Origin of the sequence: Saccharothrix hoggarensis (assembly GCF_042678885.1) — a bacterium.
Classification (GTDB): domain Bacteria; phylum Actinomycetota; class Actinomycetes; order Mycobacteriales; family Pseudonocardiaceae; genus Actinosynnema; species Actinosynnema hoggarensis.
The window spans coordinates 16,965-33,878 of the sequence record NZ_JBHTLK010000060.1 but is presented as its reverse complement, the minus strand read 5'-3'; the positions used below and the strand labels follow the sequence as shown (position 1 = coordinate 33,878).

The 16,914-nt window shown below is 72.9% G+C and carries 13 protein-coding genes; 5 read left to right on the top strand and 8 right to left on the bottom strand.

From position 1 onward, the window contains the following. On the bottom strand, positions 1 to 983 hold a 983-nt coding region (locus tag ACFQ3T_RS14380; RefSeq protein WP_380723745.1), incomplete at its 3' end, for a DNA gyrase subunit A. A gap of 28 nt (positions 984 to 1,011) precedes the next feature. Then, entirely contained in the window at positions 1,012 to 3,054 is a 2,043-nt protein-coding gene (locus ACFQ3T_RS14375; protein WP_380723744.1) for a DNA gyrase/topoisomerase IV subunit B, read from the bottom strand. An 818-nt stretch (positions 3,055 to 3,872) separates the two neighbouring features. On the opposite strand from ACFQ3T_RS14375, the gene ACFQ3T_RS14370 reads away from it, so the two are divergent. After that, positions 3,873 to 4,271: a hypothetical protein gene (locus ACFQ3T_RS14370; RefSeq protein ID WP_380723743.1), complete on the top strand. Its 399-nt coding sequence runs from the start codon at positions 3,873 to 3,875 to the stop codon at positions 4,269 to 4,271. 60 nt (positions 4,272 to 4,331) lie between these two features. Continuing rightward, entirely contained in the window at positions 4,332 to 6,347 is a 2,016-nt protein-coding gene (locus ACFQ3T_RS14365) for a hypothetical protein (RefSeq protein ID WP_380723742.1), read from the top strand. Positions 6,348 to 6,354: 7 nt separating this feature from the next. Here the strand turns inward: ACFQ3T_RS14365 and ACFQ3T_RS14360 are convergent, their stop codons facing one another. Next, the gene (locus tag ACFQ3T_RS14360) at positions 6,355 to 7,404 is read right to left on the bottom strand and encodes a polysaccharide deacetylase family protein (protein WP_380723741.1); all 1,050 of its coding nucleotides are present in this window, start codon (positions 7,402 to 7,404) and stop codon (positions 6,355 to 6,357) included. 170 nt (positions 7,405 to 7,574) lie between these two features. Here ACFQ3T_RS14360 and ACFQ3T_RS14355 point away from each other — a divergent pair, with 170 nt between their 5' ends. Further along, complete coding sequence (locus ACFQ3T_RS14355) at positions 7,575 to 9,122, top strand: putative glycoside hydrolase (protein WP_380723740.1); 1,548 nt, start codon at positions 7,575 to 7,577, stop codon at positions 9,120 to 9,122. Further along, entirely contained in the window at positions 9,119 to 9,970 is an 852-nt protein-coding gene (locus tag ACFQ3T_RS14350) for a DUF3152 domain-containing protein (RefSeq protein ID WP_380723739.1), read from the top strand. The genes ACFQ3T_RS14355 and ACFQ3T_RS14350 overlap by 4 nt, the downstream gene beginning before the upstream one ends. Positions 9,971 to 10,055: 85 nt before the next feature. Here the strand turns inward: ACFQ3T_RS14350 and ACFQ3T_RS14345 are convergent, their stop codons facing one another. The 4 genes from ACFQ3T_RS14345 to ACFQ3T_RS14330 are packed head-to-tail and all read right to left on the bottom strand — an operon-like array spanning position 10,056 to position 14,479. Next, complete coding sequence (locus ACFQ3T_RS14345; protein WP_380723738.1) at positions 10,056 to 11,426, bottom strand: GH1 family beta-glucosidase; 1,371 nt, start codon at positions 11,424 to 11,426, stop codon at positions 10,056 to 10,058. Next, positions 11,423 to 12,301: a carbohydrate ABC transporter permease gene (locus tag ACFQ3T_RS14340; RefSeq protein WP_380723737.1), complete on the bottom strand. Its 879-nt coding sequence runs from the start codon at positions 12,299 to 12,301 to the stop codon at positions 11,423 to 11,425. The genes ACFQ3T_RS14345 and ACFQ3T_RS14340 overlap by 4 nt, the downstream gene beginning before the upstream one ends. Positions 12,302 to 12,314: 13 nt before the next feature. Continuing rightward, positions 12,315 to 13,235, bottom strand: coding sequence for a carbohydrate ABC transporter permease (locus ACFQ3T_RS14335; RefSeq protein ID WP_380723736.1), 921 nt, complete (start codon positions 13,233 to 13,235; stop codon positions 12,315 to 12,317). Further along, positions 13,235 to 14,479, bottom strand: a complete 1,245-nt coding sequence (locus ACFQ3T_RS14330; protein ID WP_380723735.1) for an ABC transporter substrate-binding protein — start codon at positions 14,477 to 14,479, stop codon at positions 13,235 to 13,237. Before ACFQ3T_RS14330 ends, ACFQ3T_RS14335 begins: the two co-directional genes overlap by 1 nt. A gap of 256 nt (positions 14,480 to 14,735) precedes the next feature. Here ACFQ3T_RS14330 and ACFQ3T_RS14325 point away from each other — a divergent pair, with 256 nt between their 5' ends. Next, positions 14,736 to 15,770: a LacI family DNA-binding transcriptional regulator gene (locus tag ACFQ3T_RS14325; RefSeq protein ID WP_380723734.1), complete on the top strand. Its 1,035-nt coding sequence runs from the start codon at positions 14,736 to 14,738 to the stop codon at positions 15,768 to 15,770. Positions 15,771 to 15,810: 40 nt separating this feature from the next. On the opposite strand, the gene ACFQ3T_RS14320 is transcribed toward ACFQ3T_RS14325, so the two are convergent. Then, positions 15,811 to 16,743 (bottom strand): hypothetical protein, encoded by a 933-nt coding sequence (locus tag ACFQ3T_RS14320; protein WP_380723733.1) that lies wholly within the window; start codon positions 16,741 to 16,743, stop codon positions 15,811 to 15,813. Positions 16,744 to 16,914: the final 171 nt, after the last annotated feature.

Sequence of the window (16,914 nt, the reverse complement as noted above, 5' to 3'; positions counted from 1 at the left end):
CGGAGGGCGCCGACGTCGCGGCGGTCGCGCCGGCCCGCGTCGGCCAGCACGGCGTACTCGGCCTCGCCGCCGGGCAGCACGATCTCGCGGCCGTCGCGGACGTGCCCGACCGCGAGGAACAGGCCCGCGAGGAACGGCGTCCACGCCGAGCGGTCGCGCAGCACGGCGTCGAGCCGGTCGGACGTCGCCGCCGCCGTCAGGCCGGGGTGGCGGTCGAACGTGAGGGTGTGGCGGTGGCGCTCGGCGGTCTCGACCTTGTCGCGCGACACCGTCACGTCGTGCGCGATGGCCCAGCCGTGCGCCACGTCGATCGGGTCGACGTCGGCCAGCTCCAGCCGCACCCGGCCGTCGGCCAGCACGTCGCCCGCGCCCGCGACGAGGCCGAGCACGAAACCGGACGTGTCGCCGTCGGCGAGGAGGTTCGCGTGGCGCTCCGCGCCGAAGCCGGCCGTGCGCGTGCCGACGAGGTCGCGGGCGGCGGTCCAGCTCGCGTCGGTCCAGTCGGCGGGGTCGTCGCCGGTGCGGAACCGCTGGCCGGGCGTGACCAGCATCGAGTGGCCGTCCGACCAGGTGACGCGGACCAGCTCGGACACCGGGTTCCGGTACACGGCGGTGACCGGGACCGGCTCGCCCCGCCCGTCCAGGACGAGGTCGCCCGGCTCGATCTCCTCGATCGGCCGCAGCCCTTCCGGGGTGGAGACGAGCGCGCCGCGGACGAAGCAGTCGCCGACCACGCGCGAGGACTTCACGTACGGGCTGGTAGGGCGGTAGCCCTGCTCGTTCATCGAGAACAGGATGCGGCGGTGCACCGGCTTGAGGCCGTCCCGCGCGTCCGGCAGGGCCCGCGAGTGGATCACCGAGTAGGCGTACTCCAGGTACGAGTCCTCGATCTCGGTGGTGAGCGAGTTGTCGAAGACCTGGGCGCCCGCGCGGTCGAAGGCGGACGGGTCGACCCTGGTCGTGGGGGTCTTGCGGCGTGCCATGGTCGGTCGTTCCCTCTTGTCAGGCGTCTCAGACGTCGATCGCGGACTGGTCGACCCGGGCGGCCGACTCGACGAGCCACGCCCGGCGCGGCTCGACCTTCTCGCCCATCAGCAGCTCCAGCGCGGCTTCCGCGGCCTCGGCGTCGTGCATGGTGATGCGGCGCACCGAGCGGGTCGCGGGGTTCATCGTGGTCTCCCACAACTCGTCCGCGTTCATCTCGCCGAGGCCCTTGAACCGGGGCACCGGCTTGACCACCGTCTTGCCCGCCTTCTCCAGCCTCGCGACCTTCTGCTCCATCTCGCGCTGGCTGAAGGTGAAGTGCGTCTCCGGGTTGCGGCCCTTGGTCATCACCTTGTGCAGCGGCGGCATCGCGGCGAACAGCCGGCCGTCCTCGATCACCGGCCGCATGTACTTGGCGAACAGGGTGATCAGCAGGGTCCGGATGTGCGAGCCGTCGACGTCCGCGTCGGCCATCAGGATCACGCGGCCGTAGCGCATCGTGGCGAGGTCGAACGTCCGCCCGGTGCCCGCCCCGAGGACCTGCACGATGCTGGCGATCTCGGCGTTGCGCAGGGTGTCGGCGAGGCTGGCCTTCTGCACGTTGAGGATCTTGCCGCGCAGCGGCAGGAGAGCCTGGTACTCCGACACGCGGGCCATGCGGGCCGAGCCGAGCGCGCTGTCACCCTCCACGAGGAACAGCTCGCTGCGCGCCACGCCGGTCGAGCGGCAGTCGACCAGCTTCGGCGGCATCGCGGCGCCTTCGAGGGCCGTCTTGCGGCGCGCGGCGTCCTTCTGGTGCTTCTGGGTGAGGCGGACGCGGGCGGCGTCCACGACCTTCTGCAGGACGACCTTGGCCTCCGCCTTCGTGCGGCGGTCCTCCGTCCACGCCTTGATGTGCTTCTCGACGATGCCGAGGATGACCTTGGTGATGCCCGCCGTCGACAGCTCGTCCTTGGTCTGCGACGTGAACTGGGGCTCCGGGATGCGGACGTGGACGACCGCCGTCATGCCCTCCAGGACGTCGTCCAGGATCGGCGGGTCCTCCTTGGGCTTCAGCAGGCCCCTGGTACGGCCGATCGCGTCCTGGACGGACTTCAGCACGGCGCGCTCGAAGCCCCGGCGGTGCGTGCCGCCGTGCACGTTGCGGATCGTGTTCGTGAAGCACTCGACCGTGCGCTCGTAGCCGGTGCCCCAGCGCAACGCGATCTCGACCTCGGCGTGGCGTTCCACCTTGGACCGCATGACGCCGTTCTCGTCGGCCGCGTTCTCGTGGTAGACCCCGGTGCCCGTGACGAGGAGCGTGCCGGACACCGGCTTCTCGCTCGACGGGGCGAGGTGCTCGACCATGTCGACCAGGCCGCCCGGGTAGTGGAACGTCTCCTCGGAGATCGAGTCGTCGGTGGCGACGCGGAGGACGTAGGTGACGCCGGGCACCAGGAACGCGGTGTTGCGCAACTTCGTGCGGACGCCCTCGACGTCGAGCGCGGCGCCGTTCTCGAAGTAGCGGGCGTCGTACCAGTAGCGGATCGACGTGCCGGTGCGCTTCGTGCGGCCGGTGACGCGCAGGCCCGACTGGCGGGTGAAGGCGGCCTTGGGGCCGGGGCCGTCGAACACGCCGGGGACGCCGTGGGCGAACGACATCTCGTGCGTCTTGCCCTCGCGGCGCACGACGACGTCGAAGCGGTGGGAGAGGGCGTTGACGGCGGACGCGCCGACGCCGTGCAGGCCGCCCGAGGTCTTGTAGCCGGAGCCGCCGAACTTGCCGCCCGCGTGCAGCCGGGTCAGCACGAGCTCGACGCCCGAGAGGCCCGACTTCGCGTGCGTGCCGGTGGGGATGCCCCGACCGTCGTCGTCGACCTGGACGCTGCCGTCGGCGTGCAGGGTGACCACGACCTTGGTGGCGTGGCCCGCCACGCCCTCGTCGGTCGAGTTGTCCACCACCTCGGCGAACAGGTGGTTGATGCCCCTGCTGTCGGTGGACCCGATGTACATGCCGGGGCGCTTGCGTACCGCCTCCAGACCCTCCAGGTGGGTCAGGTCGTCGGCCCCGTACAGGATCTCAGCGGTCACCGGGTCGTTCTCCCCAGGTCGTGGCGTGCGTCGAGCGGGTTCACGGTAACCGAGGAACGCGCGAGCCCGGCCCGGTGCCCGAGGTCCGGGAGGCGTCGGGCGCGCTGCCCGGTGGACCACCCGACAGCGGGAGCCGCCCGGTCGACCGCACACGTCAACGCACGTCCTCGGCTGGTTCATCCTATCGTGATCTTGCCGGAGTCGAACACAAGTTCGAAGATATAACCATGGTCACGTCGTCGCGCGCACCTGGGAGGGCCGGGCCGGGTTCTCGCAGGACGTGCGGAGGGCGCGCGGGAGGGCGCACGGCAGGCGCTGGGCTGCGCGGGGGGTGAGGCGGAGCGGGCGGGCCGCGCAAAGGTAGGGCGCTGCGTGCGGTTAGGCCGTGCGTGTCGGCACGACCGTGTCGGCATGACGGAGGTGGCCGGGTCGGCACCGGATCGGCATGGCCGGGCTGGCGCCAGGCCGGTCTGACCGGGCCGGCACCGGGTCGGTCTGGCCGGCCTGGGAGCGGGGGGCAGCGTCAGCACTGCGGATCTGGGCGCGGTCGATGCGGCGTTGACCGGGCGTTCGGTGCGGTCACCCGAGGCGCGGGGCAGGGGTCGGGGCGGGCGGCGAGCCGGGCGGCGGCGGGCAGTGAAGCAGGCGGCAGTGGGCGGCGGCGGGCGGTGAGGTGGTGGCGGGGTTGGCTCTGCGGGTTCGGGCGGTGTGGTGGCGGGCTTGGGTGGGTGCGGTCCGGCGGCGGGGCTTGGGGCGGTTGGCGCTGGCCTGGGTGGTCGGGGCGGTGGGGGGGTGGGGTGCCTTCCACCGTGCACGCGGTGGTGATGGGGGATGACGTGGTGCGGTCCACCCGTGCCGCGGCGACGTTGGCGGGCGGGACGGGGGTGGTGCGGGGGCTGGTGGTGCACCTGGTCGTGTCGGGCTGGTGGACCGGGGTGCTGGCGCTGGTCGACCAGCGGTGGCCGTTGGACGCCCGGCGGGGCGCGCTGGCCGGCCTGGCGATCGCGGTGATCGACTTGGAGGTGGTCGGGCGGCGGGCGCCGGCGGTCCGGGCATTGCCTCGATGGGGGCAGTGGGCCGACCACGTGGCGTTCGGGGCGCTGGTGGGCGCCCTTGTCGGGTCCACAGTGGACCGTCCCGGCAGGTGGGCCGGACCTCGTCCGGACTGGGTCCGCGTAGAGTGCTGCCGTCCCTCGCGCTGTCGTGCCTGGAGGTGATCGGTCGCCTTGATGTTCCGACGTGCCGCACCGAAGGAGCGTGCCCCGCTGGTGGAACCCGTGGCCGAGCTCGAACCCGCGCCGGCGGCGCCCCCTCCCCCGCCGCCGCCCGCACCCACCGCCCAGTTCTCCGCCTCGTTCGCGGGCGCGACGCTGGTCGTCGGCCCACCGGGCGGCCCGAGCCAGGCCGCGATCGCCCTGGGCCGCAGCCTGCCCGTCGACCGCGGCCGGACGGTCGTCGTGATCGACCCGCCGAACGGCGACGAGACCGCCTTCTGGCCCGCCGTGGCCACCGCGCTGCACGGTCGCGGCCCGGTGCGCCTGATGACGTCCCACTCCGGCTCGATGCGGCCGACCGCGCCCGCCCAGTGGCTCGCCGAACAGCTCCAGGCCGAGGTCGTCGCGCCGGACGGCGCGGTCACCACCGTGCCCGGCGCGGCGTTCGTCGCGGGCAACGGCGGCTACGGCTGCTGGCTGCGCTTCCTGCCCGGCGCCTCCCCCACGCCGATGGGCCGCCGCTTCCCGGTCCCGAACTGGGAGGCCGTCGACCCGAACACCCCGTGGCCGACCGGCGACGTCGGCATCTCCGAGCCGATCCCGGCCGGCGTGTGGCTGCGCGCGCAACGCGCCCCGTTCGACCTGCAGGCGCCGGACGTGCGGGCGGTCGTCGGGCTGCCGTGCCGCGACAACGTGCTGACCGTCGTCATCGGCGGACCGGGCCAGCCCGCCATCCCGATCGACGAGGTGTGCCGGCTGCTCGGCGGCCTGCCCTCGGCGGCGCGGTCGCGGGTCCGGCTCGTCTGGTACGGCGGGGAGCACCAGGCGCAGGCGGTCGCCGACCAGCTCGGCGAGCCGATCTCCCTGTACACGGGCCTGCCGGTGGGGTCGCTGCGCACCGGCGCGGCCGTCGTGGCGGTGAACCCGCGCGGCCAGCAGACGTGGCGGCCGTACGTGACGGAGGTGCGGTACTCCCCGGCGGGCGTGCCGGTCGTCTCGGGCTACCGCGTCCCGGTGCCGAACCTGGTCGAGCGCGGCCCCGGGATCTTCGACCTGGGGGGCGGCGTCGTGCTGGAGGTCGTGCCGTCCGGGCTCTGGGTGCGCGACGCCGAGGACAACGGTCCCGAGGTCCGGTCCCTGCCCGTGGACCCGGAGTGGGCGCGGCTGACCGTCGGCACGCCCGGCCGCACGACCGCGGGCGCGGTCGCCGTGGCGGGCGCGTCGCTGGTCGAACGGCTGGAGCCGGAGGTGCGCCGCCTGCTGAAGGTCGTGTTCTGCGACCCGACGCCGATGCCCCGGCCGCCGGTGGCCGAGGAGGAGCCGCCCCGCGTGACGGTGGACGAGCCGGTGCCGCTCAGCGTGGACGGGCCGCTGCCCGACTCGCCCGCGCCGGTGTGGGGCGAGCAGGTCGGCGACGAGGTCGTCCCGCCCGACCACAGCAGCACCGAGCAGGAACGCGACGCCGTGCGCCGGATGCTCGGCGAGCGGTACGGGACGCACGCGGCGGTGGCGTGCCGGCACATCGCGGAACGCCCGGACGACCCCGAGGCGTTCGAGGCCGTGGTCACGGACCTGGCGGCGGTGTCGGCGTGCCTGCAGCACGACGAGGAGATCGTGGTCGAGGCCCTGCGGTCGGGCAAGCTCGGCCGCCTGTGGCCCTACGCGGCGGCGGTGGTGTCGGGTCTGCGCCGGCTGCCGACGCACCAGGGCGTGACGGTGTGCTGGGGCGACGCGCGCCGGTTCCGCACGGGTGACGTGCTGGTCGAACGCGGCCTGCTCAGCACCGTGGCCGGTCCGGCGGTGCCGGTCGACGGGCGGGTCGAGTTCCTGCTCTGGTCGGTGACCGGCCGGCAGGTGTCCGTGGTCGACTCGTTCGGCAGCGTCCTGCAGGAACGGGTCGTGTTCCCGCCGGGCACGGCGTTCAAGGTGCTCGCGGTCGTGGAGGCCGAGGAGTCCGCGCCGATGCAGGTGATGGCGCAGGAGGTCGTCGGCCGCCACCACGAGCTGCCGCCCGGCGTCCTGGGCAGCCTCGAACGGGCCGCCGTGGCGCTTCGCAACCACGCCCGGGCGACCGCCTGAGCACGGGTCAGTAGGCGACGGCGCGGTCCGCGAAGCGGAGGGCGGGGGCCGCGCCGGCCGACGTCGGGTACGAGATCCGGTCGACCACGCCGTCGGACGTGTACCGCTGGTCCGGTGCGGCGGCGAGCTGGTCGAGCCAGACCGTCGACCCGTACCGGGCCTCGTCGCCGGTCGCGTCCTGCGACCGGATGCGCGGCGTGGCGCCCGGGTCGAAGTCGGCGCGGTACGGGGACAGCGCCGGGCCGGCGCCGACCATCAGCACGCACGCGTACTCGTACGACGTGCCGTCGAACGCCCCGCGCAACGCCAGCGACGCGTTCGTGGGCACCGCGCCGAACGGCAGCGCGAGGCTCGACACGCGGTAGTCCGGGACGGCCTTCTGGATCTCGCGCTGGCCGAGCGCGATCGCCTCCTGCACCTGATGGTCGCCCGCCTGGGCCAGGTTGGTGTGGTCGCGGGTGTGGTTGCCGATCTCGAACCCGTGGTCGCGCAGCCACCGCAGCGCGGCGCCGTCCGGCGAGCCGAACGGGCCGGCGTTGACGTAGAGGCTGGCGACGGGGCGGAAGCCGGGGTGCTTCGCGGCCACGTCGAGCAGGATCGCGATCGCGGTGCCCGGCGCCGGCCGGCCGTCCGGGCCGAGCGCGAACTGGGTCGCGTCGCCGTCGTCGAACGTGAGGACGACGGGGTGCGCGCCGGCCGGGATGTCGATGCGGCCGGTCGCGTACTCGGCGGTCGTCACCGGCACGTACCCCTCGGCGGCGAGCCGTTCCAGCTCGGCGCGGAACGCGGCGGGCGTCCGGTCGTACACCGACGTGGGCTGCTCCACGAGCCGGTGGTACATGAGGATCGGCACCTGCCCCAGCTCGTTCGCCTTCACGGCGGCCGGGTCAGGCGCGGCGGAGGACGACTCCGTGGACGGTGGCGGCGGCGAGGCGGCCGCGCTGAGGGCGGCGGCGGCCAGGTCCGGTGGCTCCGCGGGCTGGGCGCCGCACGCGCAGCACGCGGCCGCGACGAGCGCCACGACGGCCGCGACGGGCCTCGGCGACTCTGTGTTCACAAGGCGATGATTGCGCGTGAGTGGCCTGGCAAAACCGGGGTACACCCCTTCGGATGACCTTGGGTTTGACGGCCGGGGACGCGGCTAGCCGCTGTTTGCTGATGCCACGCCAAGATCGGAGCCGTCCGATGTCGGAGTCACCCCCGAACCCACCTCGCACCGTCAAGCGCGTGCTGATACCCGTGGTCGGCGTCGTGGTCCTGCTGCTGGTGGCAGGGGTCGTCACGACGATCGTCCACAGCCGCGGCACCGGCCTCGCGGTGGCGGAGTTCGGCAACGGGAACGTCGTCACCCCTTCGGGTGTCGAGAGCGTGTCCATCACGACCGCGGACCCCGGTGCGCTGGATCGTGTGACCGTGCACGTTGACGGACAGCCGGTGGAGGCCCGCCGCGCCGACGGCCGGATCACCCTGGCCGGGCTGCGGTTGAGCGAGGGCACGCACACCCTCTCCGTGCGCGCCGCGAACCCGCTGCCGTGGCTGCCCGCCGCCGAGGTCGAGCGCCGGTTCACCGTCGACGCCACCCCGCCCGCGCTCAACGTCGACGTGGTCGAGGCCAAGTCGCCGCGCGGGCCGGTGACCGTGAAGGGCACCGCCGACGGCGCGGACTCGGTGCGGGTCGGCGACCGGCAGGTGCCGGTGAAGGACGGCCGGTTCGAGGCGTCCCTGTCGACGGTGCCGACCAGCCTCCGGGTCGAGGCGAACGACGCCGCCGGCAACGCGAAGCACCACGACGTCGCCGTGCGGGTCACCCACCCCGGCATGCGCGCGGTGCACATGAGCGCGGCGGCCTGGGCGACGGCGTCGTTGCGCGACCCCGTGCTGGCGATGGCGCGCGAGGGCCGCATCGACACCGTGCAGCTCGACATCAAGGACGAGAGCGGCGAGATCGGCTACGACTCGCAGGTGCCGCTGGCCCGGCAGATCGGCGCGAACCGCAACTACTACGACGCCCGCGCGGTGCTCGACCAGCTGCACGGGCTGGGGCTGCGGGTGGTCGGCAGGCTGGTCGCGTTCCGCGACCCGGTGCTGGGCAAGGCGTCGTGGCAGTCCGGCGCGCGCGACCGGGTGTCGCAGAACGCGTCCGGCGGCGCCTGGTCGGCGCACTACGGCCAGTACGCGTTCACGAACTTCGCCAACCCCGAGGTGCGCGAGTACAACATCGCGATCGCCAAGGAGGCGGCGGCGCTCGGCTTCGACGACATCCTGTACGACTACGTGCGCCGGCCGGACGGCCCGATCAGCCAGATGGTGTTCCCCGGCCTGACCACGACGCCCGAGCAGTCGATAGTGGACTTCCTGCGGGACAACCGCGCGGCCGTCCGCCCGCTCGGCGCGTACCTGGGCGCGTCGGTGTTCGGCATCGCCGCGCACAGCCCGACGGACGTGGCGCAGGACATCCCGGCGCTGTCGGCGCACGTCGACTACGTGGCGCCGATGGTCTACCCGTCGCACTGGGGCCCCGGCGAGTACGGCGTGGACAACCCGAACGCCCGGCCGTACGACATCGTGAAGGCGTCGGTCGCCGACTTCGTGCGCCTGACCCAGGGCACCGGCGCGACGGTCATCCCGTGGCTGCAGGCGTTCTCGCTGGGCCACGCCTACGGTCCGGGCGAGGTGAAGGCGCAGACCGCCGCCTCGACGGACGCCGGCGCGCCGTCGTTCCTGCTGTGGAACGCGGCGTGCACCTACGACTCGGCAGGCCTGGAGCCCACATGAGGCCCGCTCCCCTCGTCCCCTACCTGACCGCGCTGTGCCTGGCCACGATGACGGTGGTGGCGCTGGACGCCGCGCTGGCGTCCTGGCCGGCCACCGTGGCACGGCCTGAGGGCGGCACCGCGTCGGCCACGTCGACGCCGGGATCGACGCCGGGATCGGCACCGGGGTCCACGCCCGAGTCGACGCCCCCGGAGCCTCGGTCGGTGGACACGCCCCCGCTCGCGGCGCTGCGGTCCGCCGCCGACCTGCCGCCCGGCCGTCCGTTCCCGCAGCACGGCACGGGCACGTGGCGGGTCGTGCCGCCGCCGTCCGCCGCCGGTGGCACGGGGTTCGCCTACACCGTGGAGGTGGAGGACGGCGTGGCGCTGCCGAACGGCGACGACGCGTTCGCCGCCGTGGTGGACCACGCGTTGCGGCACCCGCGCGGGTGGTCGGTCCGGTACGCGTTCCGGCGGGTCGGCGGCGACGTGGAGCCGGACCTGCGCATCCGGCTGACGTCCCAGCAGACCGCGCGGGCGCTGTGCGGGTTCGAGATGCCGTTCGACACGTCGTGCCGGGTGGGGTCGACGGTCCACCTGAACACGGCGCGCTGGTTCCGGGGCGCGCACACGTACGACGGCGACCTGCGGGACTACCAGGTCTACGCGGTGAACCACGAGGTCGGGCACTTCCTCGGCTTCGGCCACGAGGTGTGCCCCGTCGACGGCGGCCCGGCGCCGCTGATGATGCAGCAGACGCTGAGCACGGACAACGACGAGCTGGCGGCGATCACGGCGGGCAGCGACCAGGGCGTCGTGGTCGTCCCGGACGGCAAGGCGTGCGAGCCGAACCCGTGGCCGTCCTGGTGAGCCGCCCCACGACGACCGGCGCGGTCCGGCCGGGCGCACGCCACCGTCGCGCGGACGCGCCTCCGCGCGACGGTGGCACCGCGGGTCACCTCGCGGCGGACACCTTCGCCCGCTGCTCGGCGACCAGGTCCCGGTACCAGTGGAAGCTCGCCCGCGGGGTGCGGACCAGCGTCTCGTAGTCGACGTGGACCAGCCCGAACCGGTGCTTGTAGCCGTGGGCCCACTCGAAGTTGTCCAGGAACGACCAGACGAAGTAGCCGCGCAGGTCGACGCCCGCGGCGACGGCGTCGCCGGCCGCCGCGAGGTGGGCGCGCAGGTACTCGATGCGGTCCTGGTCGTCGAAGCCCGGCCGGTCCGGGTAGACGCAGCCGTTCTCGGTGACGTACACCGGGGGCAGGTCCGGGTACCGCTCCTTCAGCCCCACCAGCGTCTCGGTCAGCCCGGCGGGCTCCACCGGCCAGTTCATCGCGGTCCGCGGCACGTCCGGCAGGCGGGTGGTGTCGATGCCGATGTCGATCGACGTGCGCGTCGCCGGGTCCGGGTCGCGGTGCGGCGCGTCGGCCACGTGCTGGCGGTAGTAGTAGTTGATGCCCACGTAGTCCAGCGGCGTGGAGATCAGCGCCAGGTCGCCGTCCTTCCGGAACGACAGGTCCGTGACGCCCGCGAACGTCTCGGCGTAGTCCTCCGGGTAGCGGCCGGCGAACAGCGGCTCGGTGAACTGGCGGCGCAGCAGCAGGTCGTGCCGGCGCGCCGCGGCGACGTCCGCCTCGGAGGAGGTCACCGGGGTCGACGGCGACTGGTTGAGCACGATGCCGAACTGGTGGCCCGGCGTGCCTCGCATGGCCTCCACGGCGAGCCCGTGCGCCACCATCAGGTGGTGCGCGGCGGCGAGGGAGCCGTGGCCCTCCCGCGCGCCGGGCGCGTGCCTGCCCTCGCCGTAGCCGACGATCGACGAGACGTACGGCTCGTTGAACGTGGTCCACTTGGACACCCGGTCGCCCAGGGCGTCGTGGACGACGGTGGCGTACTCGGCGAATCGGAGCGCGGTGTCGCGGGACCGCCAGCCGCCGAGCTCCTCGAGCGCCTGCGGCAGGTCCCAGTGGTAGAGGGTGAGGAACGGTTCGATGCCCCGTTCCAGCAGCTGGTCGACGAGCCGGGAGTAGAAGGCGAGGCCGCGGGGCTCGACCCGGCCGGAGCCGGTCGGCTGGACGCGGGGCCACGCCACCGAGAACCGGTAGGCGTCCACGCCCAGCTCGCCGAGCAGCGCCACGTCCTCCGGCATCCGGTGGTAGTGGTCGCACGCGACGGCTCCGGTGTCGCCACCGGCGACCGCACCCGGCACCGCGCCGAACGCGTCCCAGATGGACGGTCCTCTCCCGTCGGCGTCCACGGCACCTTCGATCTGGTAGGCCGATGTGGCGACGCCCCAGCGGAACCCTTGGGGGAAGTCGGTCATCCTTTGAGTGCTCCTTGCATGATGCCGCCGACGATCTGGCGGCCGAACAGGAGGAACACCGCGAGCACCGGCACGGTGCCGATCGTCGCCGCGGTGAGCACGAGGGTGTAGTCGGTGGTGTACCCGCTGGCGAGGGTGGACAACGCGGTCTGCACGGTCGGGTTCTCCGGCGTGAGCACCACCAGGGGCCAGAAGAAGTCGTTCCACGCCTGCATGAAGGTGAACAGGCCGAGGACGGCGGCGGCCGGGCGGGCGGCCGGCAGGACGACGTGCCAGTACAGGCGCAGCGAGCTGCACCCGTCCATGCGCCCGGCCTCCAGCAGCTCGTCGGGCACGGCCCGCTCGAAGTACTGGCGCATGAAGAACACGCCGAACGCGGTGACCAGGCCGGGGACGATGACCGCGTGGATCTCGCCGGCCCAGCCGAAGTCGCTCATCATCATGTAGAGCGGGATGACGCCGAGCTCGGTCGGGACGGCCTGGGTGGCGACCACGAGGAGCATGAGCGCCGACCGGCCGCGGAACCGGAGCTTGGCGAAGGCGAACCCGGCGAGGGTGGAGAAGAACACCACGGACAGCGTGATGGTCCCGGCCACGACCAGCGAGTTCATCATCGCGAGGGCGAAGTCCGACTGGTCGAACACGCGGGCGATGTTGGCGAACAGGTTGCCGCCGGGCACGAGGACCGGCGGCACGCTGTCGACCTTGTCGGGTGTCTGGGAGGACACCACGAGCGACCAGTACACCGGGAACGCGGACCCGGCGATCACCGCGATCAGCGCCGCGTAGGTCCACGGCCCGGGCAGCCGCGCCGCCCGCCGCCGCCGGGGCGGTGGCGACGCGACCGGCGCCGGCCGTTCGAGCAGGCTGGTCATGTGACGGGCCCTTTCAGTCGGTCCGGATGCGGCGGGCGGCCAGGTAGCTCAACCCGGTGATGGCGACGGTGGCGATGACCAGCAGCCACGCGATGGCCGAGGCGTAGCCGAAGTCGAACTTCGCGAAGCCCTGCTCGTAGAGGTAGAGCGCGGCGGTCTGGAACTGCCGGTCGGAGCCGCCGGTCGCGGCGCCCGCGCCGGGGTTGAACAGCAGCGGCTCGGCGAGCAGCCGCATGTTGCCCGCGGTGGCGATCACGGTGGAGAAGATGATCTGCGGGCGCAGCATGGGGACGGTGATCCGCCAGAACTGCTGCCAGCCGCTCGCGCCGTCCAGCCGGGCCGCCTCGTACACGCTGGTCGGGATGGCCTGCATGGACGCCAGGAAGATCAGCGCGTGGTAGCCGGTCCAGCGCCACACCACCATCACGGCGATGGCGGTGTGGGAGCTGGCGGTGCCGGCCTGCCAGTCGATCCGGCCCAGGTCGAACAGGCTCAGCACCCAGTTGATCATGCCGAAGTCCCGGCCGAACAGCTGCGCGAAGATGATCGTCACCGCCGCGACCGAGGTGATGTTCGGCAGCAGCACGCCCATCCGGAAGAACGTCCGGCCGCGCAGCCGCCGGTTGAGCAGCTGCGCGATGCCGAGCGCGAACAGGATCTGCGGGACGGTGGTGAGCAACCACAGGCTGAGCGTGTTGCCCATCGCGTTCCAGAAGTACGGGTCCGCGGTGAGCAGCTGGACGTAGTTGTCGATCCCGATGAACGTCGCCGCGTCGCCGTCGAGCAGGTTGCGGTCCTGCAGCGACACCCACGCGGTGTACAGCAGGGGGAACAGGCCGAACACCGCGAACAGCAGGAAGTACGGCGCGATGTAGGCGTACGGCGCGTACCGGGTGTCCCACCGGTGGCGGCGTTCGCGCCAGTCCGTCTTCATCAGCCCTCGAGCTTCTTCACGTCGCCGACGAACTGCTGCCAGGACTCGTCGGGGCTCTGCTTGCCCTGCTCGACGCGCTGCATGGCGTTGCCCAGCTCGGTCTGCACGTCACCCGCCTTGGGGCCCTGGTACTGCGGCTTCAGCGCGCGGGCGGCGTCGGTGAAGACCCGGCCGACGGGCGCGTTGTTGAAGAACGCGTCCTGCTTCATGGCCACCGACTGCTCGCTGTACAGCTTCGGGGCGGACGGGAGCAGGCCGGCGTTGGCGAAGACCTTGGCCTGCTGCTCGGGCGCGGTGAGCCAGGTGGCCAGCGCGACGGCCTTGTCGACGTTCTTGCCTTGCTTGGGCACGGTCAGGTACGAGCCGCCCCAGTTGCCGCCGCCGCCGGGCACGTTGGCGAGGTCCCACTTGCCCGCGGTGTCGGGCGCCTGGTCCTTGATCTTGGCCATCATCCAGGCGGGGCAGGCGAGCGTGGCGAACTGGCCCTGCTTGAAGCCGGTGTTCCACGCGGGGGTGCTGTGCAGGAGCCCGGCGGACAGGCCGTCGGCGACGCCCTGGGAGACGAGGTCCCAGCCCTTCCTGATGTCGGCGTTCTCGCCGACGACGATCTTGTCGTTCTTGTCGTAGAAGCCGGTGGGCGCCTGGCCGACGATCGCGTTGAGGATGGTCGGGCCGCCGTCGAAGAACTTCGCGCCGGCGGGGGCCTTGGCGGCGAACTGCTTGCCGGTGGCCATGAACTGCTCCCAGGTCGGCCACAGGGCGGAGACCTGGTCGCGCTCGGTCGGCAGGCCGGCGGCCTCGAAGAGGTCGCGGCGGTAGCAGATGGCCAGGCCGCCGATGTCGGTGCCGTAGCCGATCTGCTTGCCGTCCTTGGACAGCGAGGCCTCCCACTTCCAGTCGAGCCAGCGGTCCTTGATGTCGGACTTCAGCTCGACGAACTGACCAGGGTTGGCCTTGAACTGGTTGATGTAGCCGACGTCGACGGCCTCGATGTCCGCGGCGCCGTTGTTGGTGGCGAGGTGGGCGGCGAGGTTCTTGTGGTGGTCGGAGTAGGAGGCGGTCCGGTCGGTGATGTCGACGTCCGGGTGCGCCTTCTCGTACTCCTCGAACAGCTGCTGGTAGCCGAAGTTGCCGAACAGGCCGATGGTGATCCTGGTCTTGCCGTCGCTCGCGCCGGCGCCGCAGCCGACGAGAAGGCTCGCGGCCAGCAGGCCGACGCCCGCCAAGGTCCCGGTTCGTCTCATTTCACGGCTCCCTTTCCGTTTACGGGCACGCCGGACACGCACAAGGTCGATCCGGGGGTTTCCGGCGAATTCGGCCGAGGTTCGCGTCCGGCCGGTGTGGTGTACATGACAGCTCCGGACCACGACACCGTCAAGTAACGAACCGATAACCTGGCCGTTCCACGCCTCCGGCGTTTTCGCAGGTGATACCGTGTCCACCCAGGTCAGGGTGCGCTCCCAGAAGGTCTGTAAGCGGTTACAAAGAAAGGGGCGGCAGATGACCACGATCCGCGAGATCGCCCAGCTGTGCGGGGTCTCCGTGGCGACCGTTTCACGCGTTTTCAACCAGCCGCTGACGGTCAGCAAGGAAAAGCGCGAAGTGGTCGAGCGGGTGGCCCGCGAGCTGGACTACCGGCCGAACGAGTCGGCGCGGGCGCTCGCCACCAAGCGCTCCGGGCTGATCGGACTGGTGTGGGACACCGACCACCGCAGGCCCGGCTGGCGGCACCCGTACCTGCAGGAGTTGCTGATCGGGTTGAAGTCGGCGCTGAGCGCGCACGGGTACCACCTGCTGATGCTCGCCACGAGCGGTTCGGCGGCGTTGCGCGCGGTCGGCGCGTCGCTGGCCGACCCGGTGGCGTACGTGAACATGACCCGGCGGCACCACCTCGGCGGGCTGGTGCTCATCGACAGCGGGTCGGACGCGCCGGCCTTCGCCGCGTTCGCCCAGTCCGGGCTGCCGTGCGTGGCGGTGGACGTCGAGGTCGACGGGCCACGGGCGACGTACGTGACGTCGGACAACGTCGGCGGCGCGGTGCAAGCGGTGCGGCACCTCGTGGTCGCGGGGCACCGCCGGATCGCCACCGTCACCGGTCCGCGGGCCAACCGCCCCGCCGCCGACCGCCTGCGCGGCTACCGCTCCGCGATGGCCGAGGCCGGGCTGCCGACACCGCCGGAGTACGTGGTGGAGGGCGACTACTACCGGCCGAGCGGGCAGGCGGCGACGCGGTCGCTGATCGCCCTGCCGGAGCCGCCGACGGCGGTGTTCTGCGCGAGCGACGAGATGGCCGTGGGCGCGCTGCTGGCCGCCCGCCACGCCGGGCTGCGGGTGCCGGACGACCTGGCCGTGGTGGGGTTCGACGACATCGAGCTCGCCGCGCTGGTGGACCCGCCGCTGACGACGTTGGCGCAGGACAAGGCCGGGATCGGGGTGGCGGCGGCGCGGGCCGTGCTGACCATGGTGCACGGCGGCGAGAAGCCGGAGCCCGCGTTCCTGCCGACCAAGCTCGTGGTGCGCTCCTCCAGCGGGTGAGCGGACCGGCGCGATTGGCGCGGGTGAGCGGGCCGGCGCGTCAGCACGTGTCCGGCGGCCGGCTGCGCGGCGGGCCGAACTCCAGGCGCAGCGAGTCGGTGCGCGGCACGACGAAGGCGGTGCCGGAGGACGACCGCCACGTCGCGGGCAGGAACACGTACTGGCCGCCGGACTGGAGCAGCAGCTTCAGGCCGTCGTAGCGGTACCGGTACGACGAGTCGGGCTGCGCGCAGACGACCTCCCGCACTCCCCCGCCGGCCAGGCTCAGGCTCTCCTTGCTGTAGACGACCACGCCGGCCATGTCCGGTATCCGGGCCTCGACCTCGAACCCGCGCCGGGTGCCGACCGAGCCGGAGTAGTCGCCGACGGACCAGAACAACCCGATGCTCACCAGCAGGAACGCGGCGACCGACTCCACGACCCCGAGGTTCCCGCCTCGGCGTCCGCGTCCCGCGCCGACGCTCCACCGCCGCCACGCGAAGGCCAGCAGGACGATGCCGACCGCGAAGCCGAGCCCCGGCAGGCCCGGGAAGACGCGGTACGGCTCCGGGTTGACGGTGATCGGCACCGTCACCCCGAGCAGGCCCAGCCCGAGCACCGCGGCGACCGGGGTGCAGACCCGGAGGAACGCCGCCCAGCCCTTGGCGGACATCCGCGCCCTCAGGTACCGGACGGCGAACGTGACGGCGAGGACCGCGATCGCGACCGCCGCCAGCGGCACGAACAGGCCGTCCGCGCCCCGGGCCAGGATCTCGTCGGTGGTCTGGCCGAGCAGCGTGTAGTGGACGCGGAAGTGGGTGAAGAAGACCTGCGTCGCCACCAGGCCGAAGAAGTACAGCAGGGCCGTCAGCAGGGTCGTGTTCGCGACCACGGAGGCCACGATCCGGAGCGCCCGCGCCGGTCCCGACTGCGTCTCGTCGGCCACCGGCGGGGTGGCCGGGGCCGACGTCCGACGCGTGCCCACGGCGCTCATCGCGCTCACCCGCCCCCGACGGTCGACTCGGCGGTCTCCTCCGACGTCACGCCATCGGTGGGGCCGCCAGTCGTGGGGCCCTCCGGATCCGGGGTGTCGGGTGGCGGCTCGTCCGGCGGGACCGCGGCGCCGTCCCCTTCGCACGGCGTCCCGAGGTCGATGTGGACCGTG

What these genes read in the sequence shown, in the direction of transcription:
- ACFQ3T_RS14335 (WP_380723736.1), bottom strand. Translation starts at nt 13,235, where the DNA reads ATGAAGACGGACTGGCGCGAACGCCGCCACCGGTGGGACACCCGGTAC.
- ACFQ3T_RS14350 (WP_380723739.1), top strand. Translation starts at nt 9,119, where the DNA reads ATGAGGCCCGCTCCCCTCGTCCCCTACCTGACCGCGCTGTGCCTGGCC.
- ACFQ3T_RS14320 (WP_380723733.1), bottom strand. Translation starts at nt 16,743, where the DNA reads ATGAGCGCCGTGGGCACGCGTCGGACGTCGGCCCCGGCCACCCCGCCG.
- ACFQ3T_RS14340 (WP_380723737.1), bottom strand. Translation starts at nt 12,301, where the DNA reads ATGACCAGCCTGCTCGAACGGCCGGCGCCGGTCGCGTCGCCACCGCCC.
- ACFQ3T_RS14345 (WP_380723738.1), bottom strand. Translation starts at nt 11,426, where the DNA reads ATGACCGACTTCCCCCAAGGGTTCCGCTGGGGCGTCGCCACATCGGCC.
- ACFQ3T_RS14330 (WP_380723735.1), bottom strand. Translation starts at nt 14,479, where the DNA reads ATGAGACGAACCGGGACCTTGGCGGGCGTCGGCCTGCTGGCCGCGAGC.
- ACFQ3T_RS14325 (WP_380723734.1), top strand. Translation starts at nt 14,736, where the DNA reads ATGACCACGATCCGCGAGATCGCCCAGCTGTGCGGGGTCTCCGTGGCG.